Genomic DNA, 24,704 nt, shown 5'->3' with positions numbered 1-24,704 from the left:
GTGCCTGTGGCGGTTTTTTTGTTTCACGATGACTCCAGCCCGGTACTCCGCTGGACTACGCCAGAGCCAGATACAGCAGGTTTATCAATCACTTAGGCGAGTTCAACATATGCCGGTGCTTTCTGAAACCTGACCCGGCTTCCGCTCTCATGGCTCCCATGTGGCTCTTGGAAACCGGGCGTTCCGAGGAGTCATCATGGCCAAGATCAAGCTCACCAAAACCACCGTGGAAACGGCGCAACCCCAGGCGCAGGCCGTCGAACTGCGTGATACCGTGGTGCCTGGCTTCCTGTGCAAGATTACCCCAGCGGGCCGCCGCGTGTTCATGCTCCAGTACCGCACGAACGCGGGCGAGCGCCGCAAGCCCGCCCTGGGCCTGTTCGGGGAACTCACCGTCGAACAGGCCCGCGTCATGGCGCAGGACTGGCTGGCCGAGGTTCGTCGGGGCGGCGATCCCGGCGGCGCCAAGGCCGAGGCGCGCAAGGCGCCCACGATGGCCGAGTTGTGCAAGAAGTTCATGGAGGACTACTCCAAGAAGCGCAACAAGCCCAGCACCCGGCGCGGTTATCAGGCGGTCATCGACCGCTGCATCGTCCCGGTACTGGGACGCAAGAAGGTGCAGGACGTGAAGCGGCCCGACATTGCCGCGTTCATGGAAAAGTTTGCCTACAAGCCGGCCGAGGCGAACAACGCCTTCGGCGTGCTGCGCAAGATGTTCAACTTGGCCGAAGTGTGGGGCTATCGCCCGGACGGCACGAATCCGTGCCGTCACGTCCCGATGTTCCCGCCCGGCGAGGAAACCCGGCTCATCGTGGACGACGAGATGGCACTGATCTTCCGCCAATTGGAGAAGCTGGAGGCGGAAGGACTAGAGAACTACGTCATCCCGCTGGCGATCCGCTTGCAATTCGAGTTTGCCGGCCGTCGCTCCGAAATCTGCACGCTCGAATGGAGCTGGATCGACCTGGAAAACCGACGTGTCGTGTGGCCGGACAGCAAGACGGGCGGCCTGTCCAAGCCCATGAGCGCGGAAGCCTATCGGCTGCTTTCGACGGCCCCACGTCGGGAAGGCTGCCCCTATGTCCTGCCGTCACCCAACGATCCGGCCAAGCACCTGACCTTTGGCGAGCACTACGGCGGCTGGTGTCGGGTGCTCAAGGCCGCCGGCGTGCCGCACGTCGGCACGCACGGCATTCGTCACCGCTCGACCACCGACATTGCCAATTCGGGTGTGCCGACCAAGGTGGGCATGAAGCTGACCGGGCACAAGACCGTGGCGATGTTCATGCACTACGTCCACACCGAGGACCAGCCAGTACGCGACGCGGCCGAACTGGTGGCAAGCCGTCGCCAGGCCATCACGGGCGCACGGCAGGCCCAACCGCAGGAGGCCGTGGCATGAAAGACAAGACGCTTTCCGCCCCACCGGCCAAAAGTGCCGCCTTGCCTGCCGGCTACGCCGGCATCCACGGCGGCATCGTGGAACTGCTGGACGCTGCACGCCAAGCGGCGGCGCGCAGCGTCAATGCGCTGATGACGGCCAGCTATTGGGAAATCGGCCGCCGCATCGTGGAAGCCGAGCAACAGGGCAAGCGGCGTGCGGGGTATGGCGAACAGTTGATGGCTCGGCTGTCCGCCGATCTGACCGCGCAGTTCGGGCGGGGATTTGGCGTCAACAACTTGGAGAACATGCGGCGGTTCTTCCTCGCGCATCCCCGTTCCGAGATTTCCCAGACACTGTCTGGGAAATTGGGTAGCCGTCTGCCTCTGGAGAAATCCGAGACGGTGTCTGGGAATTTGAGCCTGACCGTGCTGGCCCAGGCGTTTCCGCTGCCGTGGTCGGCCTATGTCCGACTGCTATCGGTTAAGGACGCCCATGCGCGCCAGTTCTACGAGACCGAAGCGCTACGCGGCGGCTGGAGCGTGCGCCAGCTCGATCGGCAGATCGGTAGCCAGTTCTACGAGCGCACCGCGTTGTCAAAGGACAAGGCGGCGATGCTGGTCAAGGGCGCAGTGCCCAAGCCCGAGGATGCCGTCACGCCCGGCGATGCGATCAAAGACCCGTATGTGCTGGAATTCCTCGACCTCAAGGATGAGTATTCGGAGTCCGATCTTGAAGCCGCCTTGATTCGGCGGCTGGAAGATTTCTTGCTGGAACTCGGCGAAGGATTCACCTTCATCGGGCGGCAGCGACGCTTGCGCATCGACCAGACGTGGTATCGGGTGGATCTACTGCTGTTTCACCGCAAGCTGCGGTGCCTGGTCATCATCGACTTGAAGCTGGGCAGCTTGACCCATGCGGACGTGGGCCAGATGCATATGTACTGCAACTATGCCAAAGAGCAATGGGCCTACCCTGATGAGAACCCGCCCGTGGGTCTGATCCTGTGTGCGGATAAGGGTCACGCGCTGGCGCGATATGCCTTGGAAGGCTTGCCGACGAAGGTGATGGCGGCGAACTACCGCACGGTACTGCCGGATGCCGAACTGTTGCAGAAGGAGTTGGAGGACACGCGGTGCCTGCTCGAATCTCGCGGGACGATCCTCCCCAAGAAGCGCAAGCCATAGCGGGTGTCAGATACGAGGTTGCCAGGTTTCGCTAACGACGCCTGCTTCGCCCTGGCCACGGCAGTTGTCCCGTAAGTTCAGCCAAGCCGCCATCGTCTTCGACGCGTGCACCGAAGCGATTCACTTCGATCTCAGGTAAATCGTCGTTGTCAAACCACAACAGCGAGGTCGTGGTGTCGGTGCGTGCGTAGTGCCTGGAAAGCTCCCAGAGGTCGAGCCCCTTTTCCCAGTTGTCGAACCAGATGTCTTGTGAAACCTCATCCGTTTCGGCAGCACTAATGCCCGAAGAACGTAGTCGGTGAGCCACGGAGCCGACCGGGATGACGGATTTGGGAGATATCCAGGCTCCTGCCTGCCGCAAGCTGGTGGAGCGTGCTGCGTAACGCACAGCACCTCGCTCCATGGTGACGAATGCGCACGGCATATCGCTGAGACTGGCAAACCTTGATGCCGCTGCAGGAAAAGATGTGCCAAACGAGTCAGCCATGCGCTGGATAAGCTCCAGCGATGGCTCTTCCTTGGGCACCAGCGATAGCCATTGCTGATACGGCATCAGCAATTCAGCGGCGAAGGTGTCGCAGGCAATTTCGTTCGGGTGCCGCTTGGCATAAGACCAGGACGGCACCTCTTCGTGACTCGACTCCAAATCGAGCACGATATGCGCTATCTCATGGCATACGGTGAAGCGCTGGCGTTCTTCCGTTTCCAGAGAGTTCACCGTGATGACGTGCTTCCCGTTCGGCTTGGTGATCGTGTAGCCGGACTCCCCCTCTCCAAGCTCATCCTTCCTGACCTTGGCGTTCACTGCGACCACATAGGGCGTCAGGTCTGCTCGGATATCCGACACATCGACCTTCGCCACAAAGGCGCGCGCTTTCTGCCTGACATCCGCTTCATCCATGTTCAGTCGTCCTCGTCCTCGAATGCCTTCTGTATCCGAGCGATCAGAGTCGCAGGATCTGGCCTGACGTTTCCACGATGCCTCACTCCCGCTGCCGCCGAAAAAATGTCGATGCTGATGGAAGGATCGTCTAGCACGAATTCGACAAGGCGGGTATCGGCCTCCGCGTGGTCAACAAGCCACATTACAAGTTCAGCGTCTCTTTCGCCCGGTTTGAGAACCCTCAGTAGTTTCTCGATCAAATCCGGTGACGGATTCGTCTTCTCGCCAGACTCCAGCCGGTGGACATAGGCATGGTCCACCGAAGAGAGTTGACCGATTTCACGTAACGAGAGGGTTCTGCGCTCGCGCAGCGTCTTGAGGGCGACGCCAAGGCCTGTTTGTGACATCCGATCCGTTCCTTGCCGCTACGGGCGGCCGCTGCTAAGCGGCCGCCCTCGCAGCAGTTGTGTTCTGAGGCACCAAGCCCACCATTTGCAGCTTGGCACCAACTCTGATACATTGTTGTCCAGCCAGACAACAGATGTGGGTTCTACGACTCCAGCAAGTTGATTTGGCTTGATGCGCCCGTTGCCTGCAGGAACAACATATTTTGCTACAGCGGGTGCTCATTGGCAACCTGGCCGGATGGCCGGGCTCTCGATAGTTCAACTTCAGGAAATTAGCCATGACAGGCAAAAATCAGCACGTAGTTCCTCACCAGGACGGTTGGGCCGTCAAGGGCGCCGGCAATCAGCGGGCAACCTCCGTGCACGACACGCAGCAACAGGCTATTGACGCCGCACGGGATATCGCACGCAACCAGCACTCCGAACTCGTCATCCATCGCCCGGATGGCCGTATCCGTGACAAGGACAGCCACGGCCACGACTCCTTCCCGCCGAAGGGCTGAAGTGGCATGACGGGCATCCCTACCTACCATGTGCTCGCCCTGTCAGGAGGCGGTTATCGCGGCCTGTACACGGCGACGGTTCTTGCCGAACTCGAAACCGTGCTGGGTCGTCCTATCGCTTCGCACTTTGATCTGATTTGTGGCACATCGGCAGGAGGGATGCTGGCCTTGGGGCTGGCTGCGGAAATTCCGGCCAACGAGCTCAAGGCACTGTTTGAAGACAAAGGCAGCCGCATCTTTGGTTGCCGCAGTCTTGCAAGGCGGCTTCTGGGATTCTGGTTGACCGCAAAGCACGACTCAGCGGGACTGCGAGGAGTGCTAACCGAGCGCTTCCAAGAGGCCACGATCGGCAATTTGAAGCATCGTGTTCTCGTACCGGCAGTCAACTACTCGACGGGTCGTGGGCAGTTCTTCAAAACGCCTCACCATCCCTCCTTTGAGTTGGATCACCGCATGAAGATCGTCGATGTTGCGTTGGCGACCGCCGCCGCGCCCGTCTACTTTCCTTTGGCACGCAACGACCGTGGTGTTTTCGCGGATGGTGGGCTGGTGGGCAACGCCCCTGGCCTGTTCGGGTTGCACGAAGTCAATACATTCTTGGCGCCGAAACAAGATGCGCTAGTTCGAGTCCTCTCCATTGGCACGATGACGATCGGTGCAACTGTCCGCGGCGGTGCCAGCCTTGACCGCGGATTCGGAAAATGGCGCGGGGGGCTCTTCGACCTCGTGATCTCCGCACAGGAGTCGTCCGTGGACTACATGCTGCGGCAGACGCTGGGGAGCAACTATTTCCAAATCGACGACAAGGCAACGCCTGATCAGAGCAAGGACGTGAAAGCGCTGGATAGGGTTTCCGTTGGCGCCACGAATACGCTCAAGGATCGCGGCAACCACGCGGCGCAGCGTGCGCTCGGCGATCCTCTTTTCCAACCGTTTCGAGCGCACCAGGCCGGCGCTCCCATCTTCTATCACGGCCCCAACAAAAATGTTCCGGAGGCCGCGTGCTGAACCTGAGCCCACTCTTCTTCACCACCGTTGACGACGAATCGTGCATGCATGACGAGTTGGAACTGACGCTTGAGCAACGCTCTTGGATAGCCAGCGCACGCACTGACGTCAGGAACTGTCTGCGCACAGGCATCCCCAGGGTGCTGAAAGCGAACGGCTACACCGAGGACGTGCCGCAGCCTCGTTTCTTCACGCAAGGTTCGTGGGCATACAAGACGCTGAACTCGCCGGCACAACATCCGCAGCAGGCGGACGTCGATGATGGCTGCTATCTGCCATTGAGTTTCGTCTCGCAGACGAAGCGCCCCAGCACTGCAACAACCGTGTTCTTTGCTGCAGCGGAAGAAGCCTTGAAGCCGCTGGTCGAGGAAAAGAGATGGAAGCTTGTCACTGACAAGCCGACGTGCATCCGCATCATCATTGCCGCGTATGCCCACATTGATATTCCTTTGTACGCCATTCCCGACGCGGAATTTCTCATGCTTGCAAAGGCTTCGATGGAGCGGTATGGCTACGACTCGCTCACAGAAGCGGTGAACATGGCGGAGCGCGATGCTTGGACGGCGCTTCCCGCTGACGAGGTGCTCCTGGCCCATCGTGAATGCAACTGGATGCCGTCCGACCCTCGGCCCGTAAAAGAGTGGTTTTTGGGTGAAGTGGAGGCCAAGGGGGAGCAGTTCCGCCGTGTGGTCCGCTACTTGAAGGCGTTCCGTGATTGGAGGTGGTCCAGCGGCGGGCCTGCTTCGATCTTGTTGATGGCCGCCGCAGCCCCGCTTTTCGAAAAGCGCGATCGGCGCGACGACCTCGCCTTGCTGGATGTCGTCGCAGCACTGCCAGCCCGGCTGCGTGCGGGAGTGAACAATCCTGTGGAAGAGTCCGAGTCGCTCACGGCAAGACTCGGCAAGGCTGGAGTCGAAGAAGCGGCGAAGGCGTTTGAAGAGTTCGAAAATGTGCTTCGCGGAGCCACCGACGCTGGCAGCCCTTCACAGGCTTGCATTTGGATGCGAGGCGAGTTCGGCCCACGCTTCCCGAACGACCCAGATCGGGTTAAGACGGTATCCGTCGCGGCCACCATTGCCGCGGCCCCGGCCATGGCTGGTCCGAGTGAGCTTGTCGGGCGAACGAAGGCTGGATGAACAGCGCCACTGCGACCGCAGACGTGATCGAAGCCTTCAAGCAGCGAGGCTTCGATTTCGTTGGTAAGACGGATGACGGTTGGTTCAGACTGCATGGGCGGCTGGTGCCGCCGCACGCAGACAAAGGCTGGCCGTGCGAAGTCCATCTTGACCCCACGTTCTTTGACTTGCCTCGCATCCGGCTGCTGGAAATCCCTCCCGAGTTGCCCGCAGCGGTTCCTCATCTTGGTGCAGATGGCGGGCTTTGCTATCTCGCCAAGGGTACGGTCGTTCTAGACATCTACGATCCCGTCGGACAGTCGCTGGCGTGCCTGCAACGCGCAGCCGCCGTGTTCGGGCAGATCCTAAAGGGGGAGATGATTGAGGATCTCGCGGAAGAGTTCTTCGCTTACTGGCACGGCTTGCTTTGCTTCGTGGATATGCAAGGTGAGAATTTGGGGCGACAGAATTGCATAGTCGCGCAAATAAATGGAAATCCGTTGTGGTTCATCACTGACAACGAAGATCGAACTACAAACAAACTGAAGTCGCTTGGCTACCAAGTCACCGATAGAACGGTGCTGACTTACAGGGTAAAGACCGGTGCTCAACCCCGTCCTCTGACCAGCCACTGGCCCCCTAAAACGGTGCGGGATATCTTGGCGTGGCAAAGCACTCTTGACCCTCGATGCCGGCGGAAGATTCACGAGCGTATCCAGGAAGGGGAAAGGAAAAAGGCCAACGGCGTTCTGATCGTCATTGAGTCTCCGTTGATGACGTATGGCTTTGTGGTTCTCTATGACCGCCAGCGTCAGGTCCGAAAGAACAAGCTCGCAGACCGCAGGGATTCCAGCTATGGATTGAAGGTGATACCCATCTCGGTGGTCAGAATCGACGATCGCTACCTTGCCCAGCGGAACATCCCTAAGTCAAAGACGCTTGCAGGTAAGAACCTGGCCGTTGTGGGATGCGGCACGATCGGCGGATATCTGTCAGATATGCTGGTTAAGGCCGGAGCAGGAACATGCGGTGGAAGACTCACATTAGTGGATTTCGATTGCCTTCTTCCGCAAAACATCGGGCGTCATCGCCTGGGATTCCCAGACCTGTTGTCGAACAAAGCCGAGGCTATGGCGAAGGAGCTTAAGCGCTTGGCGCCGGGTGTCGAGATTCGCGCACTTCCCGTGGATGTCAGGCAGGCCCAATTGGGACCACTGGACCTGCTCATCGATGCCACGGGCGAAGAGTCGCTAGGACATTGGCTGTGCGACCACTATCCGTCTCCGATGCCCATGCTGTCGGTCTGGATTGAGGGGCCGGGAACGGCTGTCCGAGCACTCCTGAGGGCGAATACATCTGGCGCGTGCTATCGATGCCTTTGGCATAGCAACAGAAGAGGCGAACTCCGTTCCACCCTTGATCCTCTTCCTGTCATTTTGGCGGGGCATGGATGCGAGGGCTTGTACGTGCCATTCCCTGCTTCGGTGTCGGTGCATGCCGCCAGCTTGGGGGCGGAGACGGCACTTGACTGGGTCAATGGCGTCTATTCCCCTGCGTTGCGCACCAAATTGATCGACCGTTCCCATCAGCTTGCTACGCCCGATTGCGATCCGATCCCGGATTGGGAATGTCCTCTATGCAATTCCTGAATTCCTGGGCGACCAACGACAAAAGAACTCTGCTGCATTTCTCGATGTCCACGCTGGAGATTTTCTGTCAGCATGTTCAGGCCAGTGATGCTGACTGCGAAGCTGGCGGGCTTCTGCTCGGTTCGGTTCATGGTTCTCATATGCTCGTTGAGCAAGCGACCGTTCCCACCGCATGGGACAAGCGGTTTCGCTATTTGTTCGAGCGGATGCCGTTTGGCCACGAAGCCATTGCTCTGTCTCGATGGACTACGAGCCAAGGAACCATCCGCTATCTGGGCGAATGGCACACCCATCCGGAAGATCATCCTCATCCTTCTGGTCTCGATAGGTCGGAATGGAACCGCTTATCAGCAAAGCGTCGGGACAAGCGGCCAATGCTTGCTGTCATCGTCGGGCGAAAATCTCTGTATGTGGAGTTGGCGCCGAGTTCAGGCTGCGGTTCGGTGCTTACCCCGGTGGAATAGCGGCCAATCAAACCAACACCGTCCCGGCGTGCCGCCGTCGGGCTCGCGGGCTGCGCCCCGCGCTTCGTGTCGAATCGCGGCCATTCGGCTTTGATCCCTGACGCTTCCGGCCCGGCTCGCTGATCCGGGCCTGCGCGCTCCGCTTGCCTCAAAGGCAAAAGCGGGGCGTGTGCAGTGGGAGGGTGTGGGCGGTCTTGCTGTTCCCTTCACCGTATCACGGCGTCGGGTAGCAGCGGCGCATTACTGCGCCGCCGCCCCCTAAGAACCGGACGTGCGAGTCACCCCGCATCCGGCTCAAGCCATTCTTCAGCACCACAGGCTGGCACCGAACAGTTTGACGGAACGTTTCGAGGCTCGACGGCGGTCCAAGTATTCAGTCCATGCCGGGTCGAACGGGTTGGCGGCTGCAGGGATTTTGACGTGGCGCGTGATTGCCACCGTCATCGCACGAAAGAGCTGGATACCAACAGTTTTGCCGTCGGCAGAGCCCCTTGTTGCGAAGTCCCCGTTCCGATTCCCGATCGTCCGGAAGTACCGCTTCTTGATCCACCATGCACTTTTGGCGGGATGCCTGCGCTTTGCCCACCTCCAAAGCATGTGCCAGATGAAGTCATCGACTCTATTAAAGGTTGTTTTCGCGGCAGCGTGGCGGTGGTACATGGCCCAACCACGGATCACCGGGTTGAGCAGTCGTATCACTGCCGCTTGCGTGGCGGTTGCATTCCCTTTAATGATTGCCCTCACCTTGTCCAGCAGCGACTTGATGCTCTTCTTTGCTGGCTTGGTCAGGCACTGGCGACCGTACTTGCGCACGTTCTGACCCAGGAAGTCGAACCCTTGCTCGATATGCGTGATCCGGGTCTTCTCCTCCGACAGTTCCAGTCCGCGTTCCGCCATGAAGCGGCGGATAGCAGGCAGAACCTGGGATTCGAGCACGTCTTTCGACGCGCCTGTGACCACGAAGTCATCGGCGTAGCGGATGACGTTGAACTTGGCCCTGCGATGTGCGCGCTCCGATCCTCCGGCGCTCGCGAGAACCGCAGCCTCCAGGCCGTCCAACGCCATGTTCGCGAGCACGGGCGAGATGATCCCTCCCTGGGGTGTGCCAGCCCGACTCTCGAACAGGGCCCCTTCATCGACATAGCCAGCTTCCAGCCATTGGCGCAGGATCGCCTTGTCCATCGGTATGTGCTTCAGGAGCCAGGCATGGCTGAAGTTGTCGAAACAACCTCGAATATCGCCTTCCAGAACCCACTCTGCCGACGTGCGATGCGACAGGCAGTTGAAACACTGTTCGATGGCATCAGCGGTCGAACGTCCTGGCCGGAAGCCATAGGAGTTCAGGTCCGCTCGCGTCTCCGCGATGGGTTCCAGGGCGAGCTTCCACAAAGCCTGCATCGCCCGGCACCGCATACATGGAATTCCCAACGGACGCATCTTCCCATTGCTCTTGGGGATGTAGACCCGTCTCAGCGGCATCGGGCGGTAGCCACGATGCCGCATCGACAGCATCCCTTTCCATCTGGCCGCCGGGGTCAGCCAGACCTTCCCGTCTACCCCCGGCGTTCTCTTGCCTCTGTTTTCCGTCACTCGCTTGACGGCAAGCAGCTTGCCGCTGTGCGAGCGGGTCAGCAGACGCTGCAGGGCTTTCGCCTTGCCCCACCTGCCTTCCCGAACTGCCTTGGCGATACGCATCTGAAGCCGTTTCACCTCTGCCTCGATGCGGTTCCAGTTCACCAGATCCCACATCAATGCATCGGGCAAGGACGCACCAGCGCCTGACACCGGAATGTCGTTTGCCGTCATCTGCTTTTCCTCGTACAACGGTTTGTCAAGACTCTCTCGCCATGAATGACCTCGCGGAAGTCTGCCCGCTTTCGCGTCGGGCGATGTCGCAGCCCGTATCCCGGCCATTACAGCCGGGCATTCGCTTTCTCCGCGTTCCTTTACCCACCACGCCCACAGCGTCCCTCGCGGTTCGCCTGCCGTTGCCGGCAGCGTGATGGGCTTACCCTGTTCCGCATGAATTTCCGGATGGTGCGGACCCGTCCTGTGCGCCGGCGGCATTCCTGTCCATGATGGTCCAGAGAACGAAGACCATGCCTTGCCGCGTACCTTTTGGTTCGAGCCTGTCAGCACATTTGGCTCGATAGACGTTACGGCGCTTTTGCGGACGTTCACATGTGTTGGTCGTACCCATCCATCCCTTGCTCCGATCCGCATTTGTGCTAGCAGATTCCACCTTGCCTCGCGGCTCGGCGTACCGGTTAGACCGGCGGCTACGTTGTCCCCGGAGCTTCACACCGAGCCGTTGCCAGCTCCGCATGTCCGGGTAGGGAACAGCTGATGGAACAGCCGGTTTCATCAAGTCATTTCTTCCTCCTGAAACAGAAATTCAAGCGACCTCAGGTCGCACGTTCTCGCTGTCAAGGGCTGCGCGCGCCCTGCGCGCTTGCGTCCTGGCGGCCGTCGTTGACCCCTGACTGCTCGCGCTGCGCCGTGCCCCGGAAGGGTCGGGCAATTCCGCCCGGCAACCTTTCAGGAGTTCACCATGAACAACGTACTCATCACTGCCGAGCAGCGCATCGTGCTGCTGGCCAACGGCCGCGCATCGCTGGAGGGCCCGGACTTCGATCCGGCCCCGGTGGTCAAGCTGTTCACGCCAGACGGCGGCGCGACCTGGCTGCTGACCGAGATTGATCCCGATGACCACGACCACGCTTTCGGCCTTTGCGACCTGGGCCTGGGGGAGCCGGAAATCGGCTGGGTCAGCTTGAACGAGCTGGCGACCGTGCGCGGCGGGCTGGGCCTGCCGATCGAGCGCGACCTGTCTTTTCAGGCCAAGAAGCGGTTGAGCGCCTACGCGCGCGATGCGCGGCTGGCCGGGCGGATCGTCGTCTGACTTCGCCCTTGGAGCGCCGCAAGGCGCTCCTTGCGCTTTCTCGACCATCACAGGAGATCAATGCCATGAGCAGCCATCACGACTACATCATCGAAATCACCGCGCAGCACGATGCGCTCAAGCCATTCGCGCCGGAGAACGGCCAGCCTCTGCGCGTCAAGACCGGTGACGCGATGATCTGTGCAGTTCCGTCGCTGCGTCACTGGGTTCTCCAACCCAGCACGCTATCTGCTGAACTCGACTTCGCCGTCGTGTCTGTTGCGGAATCCAGCCTGCGCCCTGACAACTCGGCCTGATGCCTTCGCGCCCCTACCGAGGCGCTGTGCGCTGCGTTTGCCTCATAGGGAGTGCAGATGTTAGTCGGGATGACCATGCCGTCCACTCGAAATTTCAGCTTGCATCTATATCTACTATAGGTTCTATGCTCTTGAGCCGAACCTATTGCACATGGTCGGCATGCTGGGGCAGAACGCCCTCCGCTCGCCGTCCGAACACTGATTGAACTGAAGGCGAAGGCCAACCCATGCTGTATCCATTCCGTCGCTTCCCTGGCTCGCTGATCTTGGGTTTGTCGCTTGTTGTGGCGGCAGGTGCCTGGGCGCAGGAGTACCGGCAGGGTTCGATACGTATCGACCGCCCCTGGACGCGAGCGTCCCCACCCGCCGTACCGACCGGCGCGGGCTATCTCTCGCTGACCAACGAAGGGCGCGAGGCCGACCGGCTGATCGAGGTTGCATCTCCCATCGCCGGCCGCGCCGAGATCCACACAATGGAAACCGTCGGTGACGTGGCGCGCATGCGCTGGCAGAAAGACGGTGTGCCGCTGCCGCCGGGCAGGACCATCGAGTTCAAGCCCGGCGGCACCCACATCATGTTCCTGGACCTGGCCCAGCCCATCCGGCCAGGCGCGCGCGTGCCCGTGACATTGGTGTTGGAGCGCGCGGGCAAGGTCAAGATCGAACTGGTGGCGGCGCCGATGGGCGCCACGAGCGCGCCGGACGGAAGCAAGGCAGGAGCGGCCCATCATGGGAAGCATTGACCGCTCCCCGCAGCCCATGCCGGCGCTGGCCTTGAAAGTGCCACCGTTGGCACTGGTGGCGCTTTCCGCATTGGCGATGTGGCTTCTGCCTCCTATCGCTGCCTTGCCGCGTCTTGGCCCCTGGCACATGACGCTGTGCATCGCCCTGGCGTTGCTGGGCGCCGCCGTCTGTCTGGCCGGCGTGCTGGCCTTCCGCCTGGCCCACACCACCGTGGACCCCATGCGGCCCACCGCTGCCACGTCGCTGGTCGTGCGCGGCATCTACCGCTACACGCGCAATCCAATGTACCTGGGCTTTCTGCTCATGCTGCTGGCCTGGGCGCTGTACCTGGCCAAGTTGTCGGCGCTTCTGGTGCTGCCGTGCTTCGCCGTTTACCTGACCGTCTTTCAGATCAAGCCCGAGGAAGCCGCGCTGCGTGAACGCTTCGGCAGCGACTTCGATGCCTACGCCGCGCTGGTGCGGCGCTGGCTCTGAACCCTCATCTTCCAGTGCCCATCAGGAGTACCCCATGACCCAAACCTCCAACCTGCAAAGCCTTACCTTGCCCGTGGCCGGCATGGATTGCGGCGGCTGCGTGCGCAGCGTGGACAAGGCCGTGCGCGCACTGCCCGGCGTGGCCGATGCCCAAGCCTCGCTGGCGCCGCCCCAGGTCGTGGTGCAGTTCGATCCCGCTCGCGTCACGCGCGAGGCACTGGTCACGGCCATCGAGGACGCCGGCTTCGACGTGCCGGCCGCGCAGCCATGATCCAGACCCTGGAGTTGCCCGTCTCGGGCATGGACTGCGCGGCCTGCGCCCGCAAGGCACAGCGCGCCCTGATGCGCGTGCCGGGGGTGCAAACCGCCGATGTGCTGCTCAATGCCGAGAAGGCGGTGATCCAGTTCGATGCCGACACGGCGACACCTGATGCGCTGCGCGCCACCATCGAGAAAGTCGGCTTCTCGGTGCCGCAACCGATGGCTGCCCCAGAGGACGAGGCCCCGGACCACCTGCTGCAAGCCAAGGCGCTGCAACGCCAGCTTTTTGCGACGCTGGGCCTGTTGTTCGGCACTATCCTGTTCGTGGTGGTCATTGGCGAGGGCCTGGGCCTGTTCGAGAAGATCACCGAGAGCGTGCCCTGGTGGGCCGGCCTGTTGGCGGTGCTGGCCTTCGGCTACCCGATCTTCAAGGACGTGCTGGCCAGCGCGCTGCGCCGGGAGGTCACCAGCCACACGCTGATGAGCGTGGGCGCGGTGGCGGCGCTGGCCATCGGCCAGTGGGCCACGGCCGCCATCGTGGTGTTCTTCATGCGCGTCGGCGAATTCACCGAGCGCTTCACCAGCGAGCGAGCCCGCAAGCTGCTCAAGGAGATGACCGCGCTGGTGCCGCAAACCGCGCGCGTGCAACGCGATGGCGTGGAGCGCGAGGTCGCCATCGAGGCCGTGGTGCCGGGCGATGTGGTCATCGTGCGCCCAGGCGAGCGCGTGCCGGTGGACGGCGTGGTGCTCGAAGGCCAGGCCACACTGGATCAGGCCGCGATCACCGGCGAGAGCATGCCCGTGGAGGCCGAGGCCGGTGATCGGGTCTATGCGGCCGCGCTGGCCCGGCTCGGCCACGTCAAGCTGCGCGCCGAGCGTATCGGCCGCGACACCACCTTCGGCCGCGCCCTTCAACTGGTGGAGGACGCCGAGGCCAACCGCGGCAAGGTGCAGCGCGTGGCCGACCGCTTCAGCGCCTGGTACCTGCCCGTGGTCGCCACCATCGCGCTGCTGACCTGGCTGCTCAGCGGCAACATCCTCGCCACGGTGGCGGTGCTGGTGGTCGCCTGCTCATGCTCGTTTGCCCTCGCCACACCCATTGCGATGATGGCCTCGGTCGGCGCCGCCGCGCGCCAGGGCTTGCTGATCAAGGGCGGCAAGGTCATCGAGGCCCTGGTGCAGTGCGACGTGATGCTGGTGGACAAGACCGGCACGCTGACGACCGGGAACCCGCGCATCACCGACGTGGTGCCGCTGGGCACGCTGGATGAAAACACGCTGCTGCGCCTGGCCGCTGCGGCCGAGCAGCATTCCGAGCATCCACTGGCCGAGGCCGTGCGCGCCCTGGCCGCAGAGCGCGGCATGCCCGCGCAGGAGCCAGATCGTTTCGAGGCACTGCCCGGGCGCGGCGTGCGCGCTGAGATGGAGGGGGTGACCGTGCAGATCGGCAACCGCCGCATGCTGGAAGATGCCAGCGCCAATACCGGTGCCAGCGCCGCCGCCGACGCAGCCCAGCGCCTCGAAGGCGAAGGCAAGACGCTGCTGTTCATGGTGGTGGACGGCCAACTGGCCGGCCTATTCGCCGCGCAAGACACGCTGCGCCCCGAGGTGGCCGACGCGCTGGCCGCCGTGCGCGCTGCCGGCATCCAGCGCATCGAGTTGCTGACCGGCGACAACGAGCGCACGGCGGCCGCCATCGCTGCGCCGCTGGGCCTGGGCTACCGGGCCGGCCTGCTGCCCGAGGACAAGATCAACATCGTGCGCGAATGGCAGCAACAGGGCCACCGCGTCGTGATGGTCGGCGATGGCGTCAATGACGCCCCTGCGCTGGCCCAGGCCGACGTGGGCATCGCCATGGGCGGCGGCACCGACGTGGCGATGGAGGCGGCGCAGATCGTGCTGATGCGCGAGGACTGGCGGCTCGTGGCCGAGTCCGTGCGCATCGCGCGGCGCACCATGGGCGTGGTGCGCACCAACATCGGTTTCACCGCGCTGTACAACCTCGTGGGACTGTCGCTGGCGGCCTTCGGCCTGCTGCCGCCCATCTACGCGGCGGCGCTTCAATCCATTCCGGACATCGGCATCCTGGCCAACTCGTCGCGGCTGATCCGCAACCGGGGAGCCACTGATGACTGATGCAGCGGTTCAGGCAAACCGCACCGCCTGGGCGTCACTGTTCGCGGCCTGGCTGATCGCCTTGCTCGCCTCGCTCGCGGTGCTGTTCGTCGGCGAGGTCATGGGCCAGACGCCCTGCAACCTGTGCTGGTTCCAGCGCGCCTTCATGTTCCCGCTGGCGATCGTGCTGGGCGTGGCGGCCCTGCGCATCGAGGGGGCCGTCTGGCGCTACGCGCTGCCGCTGGCCGTCGGCGGCGCGCTGGTGGCGGCCTTCCACAGCCTGCTTTACCTGGGTGTGATCCCCGAGCGCATCACGCCGTGCAGCCAGGGGGTGTCGTGCAGCAGCGCCGACATGACCATCCTGGGCGGTCTGCCGCTGCCCATGCTGGCGCTGGCGGCCTTCTGTGCCATCGCCGTGCTGCTTCTCGTGACCCGTTCAAGGACTTCTACATGACCCGACGCACCACCGTCATCCTTACCGCGCTTGTTGCCTTGGTGGCCTTTGCCGCTGCCGTCTTTCTCTACCAGCGCCACGAGCGGCAGCAAATGACCGAGCAGGCTGCCGCGCAGTTCGATGTGATGGTGCGGGAGCACTCGCCTGTCCTGGGGCCGGTCACCGCGCCGGTGACCATCGTCGAGTTCTTCGACCCAGCCTGCGAGGCGTGTCGCGCTTTCTACCCCTACGTCAAGCAGATCCTTGCGGCCTATCCGAAGGATGTGCGGCTGGTGATCCGCTATGTGCCTTTCCATCGGGAGCCATCGATTGCCGGTGTGCAGATCCTCGAAGCGGCGCGCCAGCAGCAGCGTTTCGAGCCGATCATGGATGCGCTGATGGAATCGCAGCCAGTATGGGCCAGCCACAGCACCCCGGCCACCGAGCGGGCCTGGGAGTTCGCGCGCGCCGCTGGCCTGGACCTGAAACAGGCCCGCGCTTACGTAGATACCGGCGCAGTGGACAAGCTGCTGGAACAGGACGTGGCGGACCTGAAGGCCGTGGGCGTGCGCGCCACGCCCACCTTCTTCGTCAACGGCAAGCCGTTGCCCGAGCCGGACCCGCGCGTGCTGCTCGACATGGTCAAAAGTGAGGCGGAGCGTATCCGCCAGGCGCGATGAGCGGCAAGTGGCACAGGCGCAGCGGACGCCGAAGCTGGCTCATGGCCGGCGGCGCCATGGTGGCTTTGGCGCTGGCCGGCTGTGAACGCAGTCCGCCGAGCTACCTGGCCATCGATCTGACGGGGGCGGACTTCGGACGCACCTTTGCGCTTCAGGATCCAGGAGGCCGCACACGCACGCTTGATGAGTTCAAGGGCCGCTATGTGATGCTGTTCTTCGGCTTCACGCAGTGCCCCGACGTGTGCCCCACCGCGCTGGCGCGAGCCGTCGAAGTACGCCGGCTGCTGGGGCCGGACGCCGACAAGTTGCAGGTGCTGCTGGTCACGGTCGATCCCGAGCGCGAAACGACCGAAGTCCTGCGCAGCTACACCGCCGCCTTCGATCCCGGCTTCATCGCTCTGCGCGGGGACGCTCAGGCCACCGAGGCGGTCGCCAGGGAATTCAAGATTCACTACGCCAGGGTGCCAACGGGCAACGCCTATACGATGGACCACACGGCACTGACCTACATCCTTGATGTCGAGGGGCGGCTGCGTTTGGCAGTCCGGCACGAGCAGACGCCGCAGGAGGTTGCGCAGGATCTGCGCACGCTGATGAAGGCGGCTCGTTGAAGAGCCAAGACAGGGACGCAAGCCATGAAGATCGGTGAGTTGGCCGCCAGGGCCGAATGCGACGTACAGACCGTGCGCTTTTACGAGCGCGAGGGGTTGCTGGAAGCCCCGGCGCGTGAGTCCTCGAATCACCGGCTCTATGCCGAGCGCCATCTGGAGCGGCTGCGCTTCATCCGGCACTGCCGCTCGCTGGACATCCCCTTGCCGGAAATCCGCGAACTGCTGGCCTTCGCGGCTGCGCCGTCCCAGTCCTGCGCCCAGGTGGATGCGCTGCTGGACAAGCACATCGTGCATGTACGGCGGCGCCTAAAGGCGCTGCGCGATCTGGATCGCCAGTTGGTGGCGCTGCGTGCGCGCTGCGACGGCGATACCTCGCACGACTGCGCCATCCTCGCGGCGTTCATGGATGCGTCGAGTGAATCCAGGCCCGCATGCTGTTCCGCTGACACATAGTCTTCCGGGCTAACAAGCGTTTGAGCGCCTGCGCGCGATGCGCGACTGGCCTGGCGCATCGTTGTCTGACCCGGCCTTGGGGCGTCGGCAGACGCCCCTTTTTGCATCCCACTCGTGCGTGCGATGCCTTCACGCCTGCGGCGTTGCGCGCTTCGCTTGCCTCCAGGGGAAAGCCCTGCGGGCTATCCCCGCCGCGCGATGCTTGGCGCCCCTCGATACCGCCGAACCGGCTGCGCCAGCTCGGCCAGACAGTGCAGCCAACCTGCTCATGCCTGGGTCATGGGGCCGATCTCGGGTGTGCTGCTCATTGGACTCTGAGGTCTGAGCGTCCCCGGCCACCTGGGAGATGGCCGGTCGCGCTGTCGTGCGCGTAGCGCATCGAGCCGCCTACGGCGTCTCGCCCCTGTCGGGCTTCCATCGTTCCCTCGCTCCGCTCGGCTGACGCCTTCGGCCCGGCTTCCAGATCCGGGCCTGCGCGCTTCGCTTGCCGTGCAGTCAGCGCAAGGGGAAGGCCGTTGCCATGTCCAGCCGTCTCCCCTGACTTCATCACCTTGTCCGCGACTGTAGCCCGCGCCCGTGTGCCATCAAGGCGCGCAGGGCCGTGTCCTCGGCTGCGCCTGCGGGCCGCACCAACCCTGCGCTTTTCTCCTTGACGGCACCCGTTCGCGCGCTCCTGACCGTCGCGGGCGATGAACTCAGGAAAGACGGTGGCAACAGGGCCAACCGGGTTCCTCGTGCCGACCGCACCAAACAGCCGAAAGGCTGGGCTCCGAATCTAGGAATCCGGTGTGCGGTGAACAGCAAACCCTTTTTTCTTTGTCAGGAGAAATGAAATGCAACTCGCATCCCGATTCGCTTCCCGCTCCCCCTCGCTGCGCAGTGACTACCCGCTGTCCGATGACCAGATTCACCGCGTAGCGCCGTCCATCTTCGCGGACGCGCCGCATGAAAGCCGCTCCGAGCGGTACAGCTACATCCCCACCGCCGCAGTGCTGACCGAGCTTCGCAAAGAAGGGTTCCAGCCCTTCATGGTGACGCAGACCCGCGTGCGCGACGAAGGCAAGCGCGAGCACACCAAGCACATGATTCGCCTGCGCCACGCCAGCCAGATCAACGGCGCGGAAGCCAATGAAATCGTGCTGCTGAACTCGCACGATGGCACGAGCAGCTATCAGATGCTGGCCGGCATGTTTCGGTTCGTGTGCAGCAATGGCCTTGTGTGCGGCGACACCGTGGCCGATGTGCGCGTGCCCCACAAAGGCGACGTGGCCGGTTCCGTTATCGAAGGCGCTTTCGAGGTGTTGAGCGGCTTCGAGCGCGTGAAGGAATCCCGCGACCTGATGCGCGGCATCACGCTGGAAGATGGCGAAGCCGAAGTATTCGCCCGCGCTGCGCTGGCCCTCAAGTACGACCCCACCGACAACAAGCCCGCACCCATCACCGAATCGCAAATCCTGATGCCGCGCCGGTTCGACGACCGCCGCCCCGACCTGTGGAGCGTGTTCAACCGCACGCAAGAAAACCTGACCAAAGGCGGACTGCATGGCCGCAGCGCCAACGGACGCCGCCAGCAGACCCGCCCCGTGCAGGGCATTGATTCCGATGTGCGCCTCAATCGCGCCCTCTGGATGCTGGCCGATGGCCTGCGCCAGTTGAAAGCCTGATTCCCCCTGTGTCCCAACCCGGCAGGGGCAGGCAGCAGCCCTTGCCGCATCCCTCGCTGCTGCATCCCTGAACCGTTAGGAGTTATCACCATGAACGCCATCACCCAAACCGAAGCCCGCGCCGTCAATGCCGCCACTGCTATCCCGCTGGAAGCCGCCGACCCGACCAAGAACCTGATTCTGGTTCCGCTATCGCGACTGGTGCTGCGACCCACGGGCCGCAACGTGCGCAAGACCCCGCGCATGTCCATCCCCGAACTGGCCGCGAGCATCCAGCGCGTGGGCCTGCTGCAAAACCTGATCGTCATTGCATCCGCCGATGGCGAGCATTACGAAGTCGTGGCCGGTGGCCGCAGGCTGGCCGCGTTGAAGCTGCTGGCGAAGAAGCACCGCATCAGCAAGGAATGGGAGGTGCCTTGCCTGCTGGTGGCCGATGGCACGGCCCGAACCGCCAGCCTCACCGAGAACGTGCAGCGCGAAGCCATGCACCCCGCAGACCAGTTTGAAGCCTTCGCCGCGCTGGTGGCCGAAGGCCGACCCATCGAGGACATTGCGGCGGATTTTTCCGTCACGCCGCTGGTGGTGCAACGCCGTCTGAAACTCGCCAATGTCTCGCCGCGCCTGATGGCCGACTATCGGGCCGATGCCGTGAGCCTTGACCAGTTGATGGCCCTTGCCATCACCGACGACCACGCCGCGCAGGAAGCCGCCTTCTACGATGCGCCGACGTGGCAACGCCAGCCGTCCGCGCTGCGCGAACGCCTCACCGAGCGGGAAATCGACGCCTACCGGCATCCGCTGGTGCGCTTCGTCGGGCTGGACACCTACGAAGCCGCAGGCGGTGGCGTGCGCCGTGACCTGTTTGCGGAAGGTGACGCGGGCGTGTATCTGACCGATGCCGCACTGCTGGAACGGCAGGCGCAAGACAAGCTGGCGGGCATCGCCGCCGAGGTGAAGGCCGAAGGCTGGGCGTGGGTGGATGCCGCGCCCGCCGTGACCCATGCCGACCTGCACGCTTTCCAGCGTGCGCCGAGGGAACGGCGCGAGCCGACCAAGCGCGAAGCGCAGCGCATCGAGAAGCTGCAATCCAAGATGCAGGAACTGGCCGCAGCCGTGGATGACGCGCTTGAAGCCGAGGACGAGGACAAGGCCGATGCACTGCAAGAGGAAGGCGAAGCCGTGGGCGAGCAGTTGCAGGCGCTGGAAGATGGCTTGCAGGACTACAGCCCGACCGTGAAGGCCGCAGCCGGTGCCATCGTCACCATCGACCGCAACGGGCAGGCCGTGATTCATCGCGGGCTGATGCGCGAGGCCGAGGCCAAGGCGCTGCGCACGCTGGAACGCCTGCGCCAAGGTTTCAGCGGCGAGGATGCCGGGAACGACGACGAAGGCGAGGACGGAGACGGCGACGGGCAGCCCAAGACCGCCACCATGTCCGACCGGCTGGCGCAACGGTTGAGCGCCCACCGCACCGCCGCGCTGCAAATCGAAGTCGCCCGGCATCCGCAAGTGGCGCTGGCCGCGCTGGTGCATGGCATGGTGCAGACCGTCTTGCAGGGAAGCCGCTACGGCCACGACCTGCCGCTGGGCGTGAGCCTGAAAGTGCAAGACCGGCTGGAAGGCATGGCCCCGGACTGGCCGGAATCGCCTGCTGCCGTGGCGCTGCGCGAACTGCAACAGGTAGCGGGCGAAGCCTTGCCCGAGGACAGTGCCGAACTGTTCGCCGCGCTGCTGGCGAAGTCGCAAGACGAACTGGTGCGGCTGCTGGCGGTATGCGTGGCCGTCACGGTGGACGTGGTGACACCCCGCGCCACGCGGCAGCGGCCGGGCGAGGAACTGGCGCAGGCCGTGGGGCTGGATATGGCTGCATGGTGGAAGCCCACCGATGAGGGTTATTTCCGGCATGTACCGAAGGCCGCGATTCTGGAAGCCGTGGAGCAGTTCGCACCGTCACACGTCACCCGGCTGGCGAAGTTGAAGAAGGCAGACATTGCCAGCGAAGCCGAGCGGCTGGCGGATGGAACCGGATGGATGCCCGCCATCTTCGCCACCGAAGGCACGCAGGAGGCCACGCAGGCAGAACCGCAGGCGCAGGACGACGCCACGGAAGATGCCGAGGCAATGGCGGATGAATCCGCCGTGGCACTGGCCGCTTGACCTGCGCCGACAGCAAGCGCCCCGGCCTTGAACCGGGGCGCTTCGCTTGAAGGAGAACGCCCCATGACCCGCAGCACCACCCGCCGCCCACGCATGGCGGCGATCTACGCTCCCGGCACGGTACGCGCCCGTCGCTGGCACGGCGATGGCGACGTGCGCGGCTACCGCCCGCCCTCGGGCTGGTCAGCCCGCGCTGACCTGACCGACATACACCCCATCACGGGCCGCGCCTTGCCGCGTGCCGTGTAGTGGCTCATCGAGACAAAGGAATAACCCGAACAGAACCGCGCCCAGGCCGTTCCGTCTTGAGCGCGGTGAAATGCAAATCCGGGCGCGGCGGTGGCCGCGCCCGGTGTTCAAGGCCAACAGCCGAATCAGAACGCCGCCGCCTTCGCGCTCGCTCAGGCGGCGGCGTTGAAGGCATCGCTGTAGTGCGCGACGCCTTCCGGCACTGGCCCGTGCAGGGCCAGCGCCATGAAATGGCCGGGCGGCACGCCCGGCAGTTGCAGGCCCGCGTGGGCCTCAAAACCAAAGAGCGCGTAATACGCGGGATCTCCCAGCAGCACGCAGCCTGCGGCCTGCCTGGCCCGCAGTTCGGACAGCGCCTGTTCCATCAGGCGCGAACCGATGCCGTTTCCCTGCCTTTGCGGCAGGACGGAGATTGGCCCCAGGCCGTACCAGCCTTGGGCCTCTCGCCCGTGGTCATCGGTGATCGTCACCGGCGACAGCGCGACGTGGCCGACGACCTGGCCACGTTCTTCGGCCACGATGGAAAGCGTCAGTTCGCCGGCGGCTCGCAAGGCCCGCACGATGAATTGCTCGGTGTGGCTGGTATGTGGTGCATCGGCGAAGGCGGCCACCGTAACTGCCTCGATGGCGGCAACGTCGTCCGGGGTTTCGTGTCGGAGCTGGAGGGTCATGGACTGGTCTTGGTTTTCTTCCTGAGAGCATAAAACGGCCTGGGCGTGTCGGCGCGATGCGCCGCCGGGCTTTGCGGGCTTCGCCCCGTGCCGACTTCGCTGTCACGGCCATTCGGCTTCAATCCCTCACGCCTTCGCGCCTGCGGCGCTGCGCGATGCTTGGCACCCCTTGATACCGCCGAACCGGCCTACGCCGGATCGGCCCAGCCAGCGCCCCGCCGCGATGGGCGCGGCGCTGGCGAACACGCTGGCGCTTGCTGCGGCAGGTTGTGCAAATGCGTGCCGTCCTCAACGCTGGCGGTTCCTGCCTGTCACGTCACGAAGGACGGTTCACGGACAACCCGCCCGGCATCGCAATGGAGCTTCCACGCCACGCCTCAAGACCGGCACCGCAAGGTGCGGCAGGGGCGTTCTCGCCTGTCGTCGGGTGGTTGACCTGGCCCGCGTCAGCGGGCGAGCCAGTGAAGCCTTCATGCGGGGATGCCGAGCCGGCCCCATCTCCTTTCGGAGCGGTTCGGCCCAAGGCGTCCTTGTCTCGTTGTGAATCCTGGCGGTGGCACGGCTGCGCCTCGGGCTTCATGGCTGCAACCGTCCGGCGAAAACAATTTCCCCGCCGCTGCGCGGCTTCCTCGCGCAGCAAATTCTTTTCGCCTCCCGGCTCTCCACTACGTTTCGACCGCAAGCGGTGCAGCCAGCCCGTCCCCCGCCGGCCGGATCACAACAAGGACGCGATGGGCGCGAACCTTGTTCAACCGAAAGGAAAACATCATGGCCAACATCGGCACCTTCACCGCAGACAAAGACGGCTTCGCCGGCACGCTTCGCACCCTGACGCTCAACGTCAAGGTCAAGCTGGTTCCCAACGACAAGGGGGACAACGAGAAGGCCCCTGACTTCCGCTTGCAGGCGGCCAGCCACGACATCGGCGCGGCGTGGAAGAAGACCAGCGAGGCCGGGCGGGAGTACATCTCCGTGACCCTCGACGATCCATCGTTCCCAGCCACCGTCTATGCCCGCCTGATTGAAGGCGAGGACGGCACGCACGACCTGATCTGGTCGCGCAGCAAGCCCCAGGCGGCGTGACCGCCGCCCGCAGCGCCCCGCCACACGGCGGGGCGCTGCGCTGTTGGTTCGTTCCGAACTTGGCGGCAGGCAGTGGCCCGTATGGGGTTGCGTTTCCATTGGGTGCAGCGATGTTTACCGTTGCAGTCAGGGCATGGCGTGTCGGCGCGATGCGCCGCCGGGCTTTCGGGCTGCGCCCCATGCCGCCAATGGCGTCACGGCCATTCGGCTTCAATCCCTCACGCCTTCGCGCCTGCGGCGCTGCGCGCTGGCGCTTGCCTCCAGGGGAAAGCCCTGCGGGCTATCCCCGCCGCGCAATGCTTGGCACCCCTTGATACCGCCGAACCGGCTGCGCCGGATCGGCCGGGCCTGCGCCTACGGCTGGGCCGCTGCTGCTGCGAGCTGGCTTTCAGCCTCGCTCATCAGCACCGCCGTGCTGCATTCGAGCGCGCCAGCGATCTTGAAGATAAGCGCCAGCGTGGGCATGTGTTCGCCGCGCTCGACCTTGCCCATGTGCGAACGCTCGATGCCGGCCAGGTGCGCCAGCGATTCCTGCGCGATCCCCCGTTCCGTCCGTAGCGCGCGCACCGCCGCGCCGAAGGCTTGCGCCAGTTCGGCATCGAAGGTGGTGGCACCGGCCGGGCGGCCAGGTTGGACGGATCGCTTCTGCATGGACAGAAGCGTCAAATCGCAGGACAATTAAAACCACGTTATCTTTAACTCAGTTCCCAAAAATCGCTGTTCCGTGCTTTTACGGAAATCTGCATTTACGGATTTCCACAGAACCGGGGAATCGCATCCGTGTCTTTCCGGCTTCCTGCAATTGCGCTTCTGCGCTTCCGTTCTTCTACGGATGCGATGGCTTGTGCATCCGTGTTTCCACACGCATCCTCGGTTCCGTGGGAGTTCTGCCCATGACCCTGCCGCTTGTCACCACTGATGAACGCGCCCGGCTGCTGGCCCACGGCGCGGCGCTCGCCGCTGGCCAGCGCCTCGACCCGCTGCCGGTGGTGCGCCTGTTCACCCCCGACGCGCATGTGACCTGGCTGCTGGTGTCGCTCGACCCCGCCGATGGCGATACGGCCTACGGCCTAATCGACCTCGGCATCGGCATGCCCTCGCTGGGAACGGTCAGGCTGTCCGACCTGGCCGACATCGTCGGGCCGCGCAAACTGCCGGTGCAGCGGGATCGGTATTTCCAGGCGGTGCGCCCACTGTCGGAGTACGTCCGGCTGGCGCAGGAGAACGACGCGATCACGGACTGATGAACGCCAGCGCGGCCCGGCCAGTCGGGGCGCACTGTGACTATTTCAGTCTTGGTCAAGACCGGGTAGG

Annotated in this window: 27 protein-coding genes; 22 read left to right on the top strand and 5 right to left on the bottom strand. The window is 63.8% G+C overall.

Annotation, left to right across the window (positions count from 1 at the left end; genetic code table 11):
- Positions 1 to 196: 196 nt before the first annotated feature.
- Together FOZ74_RS04335 and FOZ74_RS04330 are read left to right on the top strand one after the other, a co-directional pair.
- Positions 197 to 1,402 carry a tyrosine-type recombinase/integrase gene (locus FOZ74_RS04335; protein WP_146911920.1) on the top strand — a complete coding sequence of 402 codons (1,206 nt, stop codon included), beginning with the start codon at positions 197 to 199 and terminating at the stop codon, positions 1,400 to 1,402.
- Positions 1,399 to 2,568: a PDDEXK nuclease domain-containing protein gene (locus FOZ74_RS04330; protein WP_146911919.1), complete on the top strand. Its 1,170-nt coding sequence runs from the start codon at positions 1,399 to 1,401 to the stop codon at positions 2,566 to 2,568. Before FOZ74_RS04335 ends, FOZ74_RS04330 begins: the two co-directional genes overlap by 4 nt.
- 31 nt (positions 2,569 to 2,599) lie before the next feature.
- Here the strand turns inward: FOZ74_RS04330 and FOZ74_RS04325 are convergent, their stop codons facing one another.
- Together FOZ74_RS04325 and FOZ74_RS04320 are read right to left on the bottom strand one after the other, a co-directional pair.
- Entirely contained in the window at positions 2,600 to 3,469 is an 870-nt protein-coding gene (locus FOZ74_RS04325; RefSeq protein ID WP_146911918.1) for an ImmA/IrrE family metallo-endopeptidase, read from the bottom strand.
- Between the two features lie 2 nt (positions 3,470 to 3,471).
- Positions 3,472 to 3,858: a helix-turn-helix domain-containing protein gene (locus FOZ74_RS04320; RefSeq protein WP_146911917.1), complete on the bottom strand. Its 387-nt coding sequence runs from the start codon at positions 3,856 to 3,858 to the stop codon at positions 3,472 to 3,474.
- A gap of 278 nt (positions 3,859 to 4,136) precedes the next feature.
- On the opposite strand from FOZ74_RS04320, the gene FOZ74_RS04315 reads away from it, so the two are divergent.
- Genes FOZ74_RS04315 through FOZ74_RS04295 form a run of 5 tightly spaced genes read left to right on the top strand, consistent with a single transcriptional unit; the run spans position 4,137 to position 8,597 of the window.
- The gene (locus FOZ74_RS04315; protein ID WP_146911916.1) at positions 4,137 to 4,361 is read left to right on the top strand and encodes a DUF2188 domain-containing protein; all 225 of its coding nucleotides are present in this window, start codon (positions 4,137 to 4,139) and stop codon (positions 4,359 to 4,361) included.
- Positions 4,362 to 4,367: 6 nt separating this feature from the next.
- The gene (locus FOZ74_RS04310) at positions 4,368 to 5,369 is read left to right on the top strand and encodes a CBASS cGAMP-activated phospholipase (protein ID WP_146911915.1); all 1,002 of its coding nucleotides are present in this window, start codon (positions 4,368 to 4,370) and stop codon (positions 5,367 to 5,369) included.
- Positions 5,363 to 6,505: a CBASS cGAMP synthase gene (locus FOZ74_RS04305; protein WP_146911914.1), complete on the top strand. Its 1,143-nt coding sequence runs from the start codon at positions 5,363 to 5,365 to the stop codon at positions 6,503 to 6,505. The genes FOZ74_RS04310 and FOZ74_RS04305 overlap by 7 nt, the downstream gene beginning before the upstream one ends.
- Complete coding sequence (locus FOZ74_RS04300) at positions 6,502 to 8,133, top strand: ThiF family adenylyltransferase (protein ID WP_146911913.1); 1,632 nt, start codon at positions 6,502 to 6,504, stop codon at positions 8,131 to 8,133. The genes FOZ74_RS04305 and FOZ74_RS04300 overlap by 4 nt, the downstream gene beginning before the upstream one ends.
- Complete coding sequence (locus FOZ74_RS04295) at positions 8,121 to 8,597, top strand: Mov34/MPN/PAD-1 family protein (protein ID WP_146911912.1); 477 nt, start codon at positions 8,121 to 8,123, stop codon at positions 8,595 to 8,597. Before FOZ74_RS04300 ends, FOZ74_RS04295 begins: the two co-directional genes overlap by 13 nt.
- Before the next feature lie 306 nt (positions 8,598 to 8,903).
- Here FOZ74_RS04295 and ltrA read toward each other — a convergent pair whose 3' ends face one another.
- Complete coding sequence (gene ltrA, locus FOZ74_RS04290) at positions 8,904 to 10,403, bottom strand: group II intron reverse transcriptase/maturase (RefSeq protein WP_106447946.1); 1,500 nt, start codon at positions 10,401 to 10,403, stop codon at positions 8,904 to 8,906.
- Between the two features lie 745 nt (positions 10,404 to 11,148).
- On the opposite strand from ltrA, the gene FOZ74_RS04280 reads away from it, so the two are divergent.
- From FOZ74_RS04280 to FOZ74_RS04220, 13 genes are all read left to right on the top strand, one after another.
- Entirely contained in the window at positions 11,149 to 11,499 is a 351-nt protein-coding gene (locus FOZ74_RS04280) for a DUF2958 domain-containing protein (RefSeq protein WP_146911911.1), read from the top strand.
- 65 nt (positions 11,500 to 11,564) lie between these two features.
- Entirely contained in the window at positions 11,565 to 11,795 is a 231-nt protein-coding gene (locus FOZ74_RS04275; RefSeq protein WP_255437781.1) for a hypothetical protein, read from the top strand.
- A gap of 227 nt (positions 11,796 to 12,022) precedes the next feature.
- Positions 12,023 to 12,538: a copper chaperone PCu(A)C gene (locus FOZ74_RS04270; protein ID WP_146911910.1), complete on the top strand. Its 516-nt coding sequence runs from the start codon at positions 12,023 to 12,025 to the stop codon at positions 12,536 to 12,538.
- Positions 12,525 to 13,013, top strand: a complete 489-nt coding sequence (locus FOZ74_RS04265; protein WP_255437779.1) for a methyltransferase family protein — start codon at positions 12,525 to 12,527, stop codon at positions 13,011 to 13,013. Before FOZ74_RS04270 ends, FOZ74_RS04265 begins: the two co-directional genes overlap by 14 nt.
- A 34-nt stretch (positions 13,014 to 13,047) precedes the next feature.
- Positions 13,048 to 13,284: a heavy-metal-associated domain-containing protein gene (locus tag FOZ74_RS04260; protein ID WP_222434182.1), complete on the top strand. Its 237-nt coding sequence runs from the start codon at positions 13,048 to 13,050 to the stop codon at positions 13,282 to 13,284.
- Complete coding sequence (locus tag FOZ74_RS04255; protein WP_186764655.1) at positions 13,281 to 15,410, top strand: heavy metal translocating P-type ATPase; 2,130 nt, start codon at positions 13,281 to 13,283, stop codon at positions 15,408 to 15,410. The genes FOZ74_RS04260 and FOZ74_RS04255 overlap by 4 nt, the downstream gene beginning before the upstream one ends.
- Entirely contained in the window at positions 15,403 to 15,843 is a 441-nt protein-coding gene (locus FOZ74_RS04250) for a disulfide bond formation protein B (RefSeq protein WP_146911909.1), read from the top strand. Before FOZ74_RS04255 ends, FOZ74_RS04250 begins: the two co-directional genes overlap by 8 nt.
- The gene (locus FOZ74_RS04245) at positions 15,840 to 16,502 is read left to right on the top strand and encodes a DsbA family protein (RefSeq protein WP_146911908.1); all 663 of its coding nucleotides are present in this window, start codon (positions 15,840 to 15,842) and stop codon (positions 16,500 to 16,502) included. Before FOZ74_RS04250 ends, FOZ74_RS04245 begins: the two co-directional genes overlap by 4 nt.
- 41 nt (positions 16,503 to 16,543) lie before the next feature.
- Positions 16,544 to 17,113: an SCO family protein gene (locus FOZ74_RS04240; protein ID WP_349291077.1), complete on the top strand. Its 570-nt coding sequence runs from the start codon at positions 16,544 to 16,546 to the stop codon at positions 17,111 to 17,113.
- 24 nt (positions 17,114 to 17,137) lie between these two features.
- The gene (cadR, locus tag FOZ74_RS04235; protein WP_146911906.1) at positions 17,138 to 17,566 is read left to right on the top strand and encodes a Cd(II)/Pb(II)-responsive transcriptional regulator; all 429 of its coding nucleotides are present in this window, start codon (positions 17,138 to 17,140) and stop codon (positions 17,564 to 17,566) included.
- 833 nt (positions 17,567 to 18,399) lie between these two features.
- Positions 18,400 to 19,230 carry a DUF932 domain-containing protein gene (locus tag FOZ74_RS04230; protein ID WP_146911905.1) on the top strand — a complete coding sequence of 277 codons (831 nt, stop codon included), beginning with the start codon at positions 18,400 to 18,402 and terminating at the stop codon, positions 19,228 to 19,230.
- A 90-nt stretch (positions 19,231 to 19,320) separates the two neighbouring features.
- Entirely contained in the window at positions 19,321 to 21,387 is a 2,067-nt protein-coding gene (locus tag FOZ74_RS04225) for a ParB/RepB/Spo0J family partition protein (RefSeq protein WP_146911904.1), read from the top strand.
- Between the two features lie 63 nt (positions 21,388 to 21,450).
- Positions 21,451 to 21,636, top strand: coding sequence for a hypothetical protein (locus tag FOZ74_RS04220; RefSeq protein ID WP_146911903.1), 186 nt, complete (start codon positions 21,451 to 21,453; stop codon positions 21,634 to 21,636).
- 152 nt (positions 21,637 to 21,788) lie between these two features.
- Here the strand turns inward: FOZ74_RS04220 and FOZ74_RS04215 are convergent, their stop codons facing one another.
- Complete coding sequence (locus FOZ74_RS04215; RefSeq protein WP_146911902.1) at positions 21,789 to 22,307, bottom strand: GNAT family N-acetyltransferase; 519 nt, start codon at positions 22,305 to 22,307, stop codon at positions 21,789 to 21,791.
- A 768-nt stretch (positions 22,308 to 23,075) separates the two neighbouring features.
- Here FOZ74_RS04215 and FOZ74_RS04205 point away from each other — a divergent pair.
- Positions 23,076 to 23,390 carry a DUF736 domain-containing protein gene (locus FOZ74_RS04205; protein WP_146911901.1) on the top strand — a complete coding sequence of 105 codons (315 nt, stop codon included), beginning with the start codon at positions 23,076 to 23,078 and terminating at the stop codon, positions 23,388 to 23,390.
- A gap of 354 nt (positions 23,391 to 23,744) precedes the next feature.
- On the opposite strand, the gene FOZ74_RS04200 is transcribed toward FOZ74_RS04205, so the two are convergent.
- Positions 23,745 to 24,041: a helix-turn-helix domain-containing protein gene (locus FOZ74_RS04200; protein ID WP_016254210.1), complete on the bottom strand. Its 297-nt coding sequence runs from the start codon at positions 24,039 to 24,041 to the stop codon at positions 23,745 to 23,747.
- A gap of 242 nt (positions 24,042 to 24,283) precedes the next feature.
- Between FOZ74_RS04200 and FOZ74_RS04195 the strand changes: the two genes are divergently transcribed.
- Positions 24,284 to 24,634 (top strand): DUF2958 domain-containing protein, encoded by a 351-nt coding sequence (locus FOZ74_RS04195; protein ID WP_146911900.1) that lies wholly within the window; start codon positions 24,284 to 24,286, stop codon positions 24,632 to 24,634.
- The last annotated feature ends 70 nt before the right edge of the window (positions 24,635 to 24,704 follow it).

The sequence above is a fragment of the Comamonas flocculans genome (genome assembly GCF_007954405.1).
GTDB lineage: Bacteria > Pseudomonadota > Gammaproteobacteria > Burkholderiales > Burkholderiaceae_C > Comamonas_C > Comamonas_C flocculans.
Note: the sequence above shows the minus strand (reverse complement) of the source record. Positions and strands in the feature narration are given on the sequence as shown.

Excerpts from the sequence above, each read along its gene's own strand:
- FOZ74_RS04265 (WP_255437779.1), top strand. The coding sequence starts at position 12,525 with ATGGGAAGCATTGACCGCTCCCCGCAGCCCATGCCGGCGCTGGCCTTG.
- FOZ74_RS04325 (WP_146911918.1), bottom strand. The coding sequence starts at position 3,469 with ATGGATGAAGCGGATGTCAGGCAGAAAGCGCGCGCCTTTGTGGCGAAG.
- FOZ74_RS04200 (WP_016254210.1), bottom strand. The coding sequence starts at position 24,041 with ATGCAGAAGCGATCCGTCCAACCTGGCCGCCCGGCCGGTGCCACCACC.
- FOZ74_RS04230 (WP_146911905.1), top strand. The coding sequence starts at position 18,400 with ATGCAACTCGCATCCCGATTCGCTTCCCGCTCCCCCTCGCTGCGCAGT.
- FOZ74_RS04275 (WP_255437781.1), top strand. The coding sequence starts at position 11,565 with ATGAGCAGCCATCACGACTACATCATCGAAATCACCGCGCAGCACGAT.
- ltrA (WP_106447946.1), bottom strand. The coding sequence starts at position 10,403 with ATGACGGCAAACGACATTCCGGTGTCAGGCGCTGGTGCGTCCTTGCCC.
- FOZ74_RS04195 (WP_146911900.1), top strand. The coding sequence starts at position 24,284 with ATGACCCTGCCGCTTGTCACCACTGATGAACGCGCCCGGCTGCTGGCC.
- FOZ74_RS04240 (WP_349291077.1), top strand. The coding sequence starts at position 16,544 with ATGGCCGGCGGCGCCATGGTGGCTTTGGCGCTGGCCGGCTGTGAACGC.
- FOZ74_RS04215 (WP_146911902.1), bottom strand. The coding sequence starts at position 22,307 with ATGACCCTCCAGCTCCGACACGAAACCCCGGACGACGTTGCCGCCATC.
- FOZ74_RS04255 (WP_186764655.1), top strand. The coding sequence starts at position 13,281 with ATGATCCAGACCCTGGAGTTGCCCGTCTCGGGCATGGACTGCGCGGCC.
- FOZ74_RS04295 (WP_146911912.1), top strand. The coding sequence starts at position 8,121 with ATGCAATTCCTGAATTCCTGGGCGACCAACGACAAAAGAACTCTGCTG.
- FOZ74_RS04330 (WP_146911919.1), top strand. The coding sequence starts at position 1,399 with ATGAAAGACAAGACGCTTTCCGCCCCACCGGCCAAAAGTGCCGCCTTG.
- FOZ74_RS04300 (WP_146911913.1), top strand. The coding sequence starts at position 6,502 with ATGAACAGCGCCACTGCGACCGCAGACGTGATCGAAGCCTTCAAGCAG.
- FOZ74_RS04280 (WP_146911911.1), top strand. The coding sequence starts at position 11,149 with ATGAACAACGTACTCATCACTGCCGAGCAGCGCATCGTGCTGCTGGCC.
- FOZ74_RS04335 (WP_146911920.1), top strand. The coding sequence starts at position 197 with ATGGCCAAGATCAAGCTCACCAAAACCACCGTGGAAACGGCGCAACCC.
- FOZ74_RS04250 (WP_146911909.1), top strand. The coding sequence starts at position 15,403 with ATGACTGATGCAGCGGTTCAGGCAAACCGCACCGCCTGGGCGTCACTG.
- FOZ74_RS04225 (WP_146911904.1), top strand. The coding sequence starts at position 19,321 with ATGAACGCCATCACCCAAACCGAAGCCCGCGCCGTCAATGCCGCCACT.
- FOZ74_RS04205 (WP_146911901.1), top strand. The coding sequence starts at position 23,076 with ATGGCCAACATCGGCACCTTCACCGCAGACAAAGACGGCTTCGCCGGC.
- FOZ74_RS04320 (WP_146911917.1), bottom strand. The coding sequence starts at position 3,858 with ATGTCACAAACAGGCCTTGGCGTCGCCCTCAAGACGCTGCGCGAGCGC.
- FOZ74_RS04245 (WP_146911908.1), top strand. The coding sequence starts at position 15,840 with ATGACCCGACGCACCACCGTCATCCTTACCGCGCTTGTTGCCTTGGTG.
- FOZ74_RS04315 (WP_146911916.1), top strand. The coding sequence starts at position 4,137 with ATGACAGGCAAAAATCAGCACGTAGTTCCTCACCAGGACGGTTGGGCC.
- cadR (WP_146911906.1), top strand. The coding sequence starts at position 17,138 with ATGAAGATCGGTGAGTTGGCCGCCAGGGCCGAATGCGACGTACAGACC.
- FOZ74_RS04260 (WP_222434182.1), top strand. The coding sequence starts at position 13,048 with ATGACCCAAACCTCCAACCTGCAAAGCCTTACCTTGCCCGTGGCCGGC.
- FOZ74_RS04220 (WP_146911903.1), top strand. The coding sequence starts at position 21,451 with ATGACCCGCAGCACCACCCGCCGCCCACGCATGGCGGCGATCTACGCT.
- FOZ74_RS04310 (WP_146911915.1), top strand. The coding sequence starts at position 4,368 with ATGACGGGCATCCCTACCTACCATGTGCTCGCCCTGTCAGGAGGCGGT.
- FOZ74_RS04270 (WP_146911910.1), top strand. The coding sequence starts at position 12,023 with ATGCTGTATCCATTCCGTCGCTTCCCTGGCTCGCTGATCTTGGGTTTG.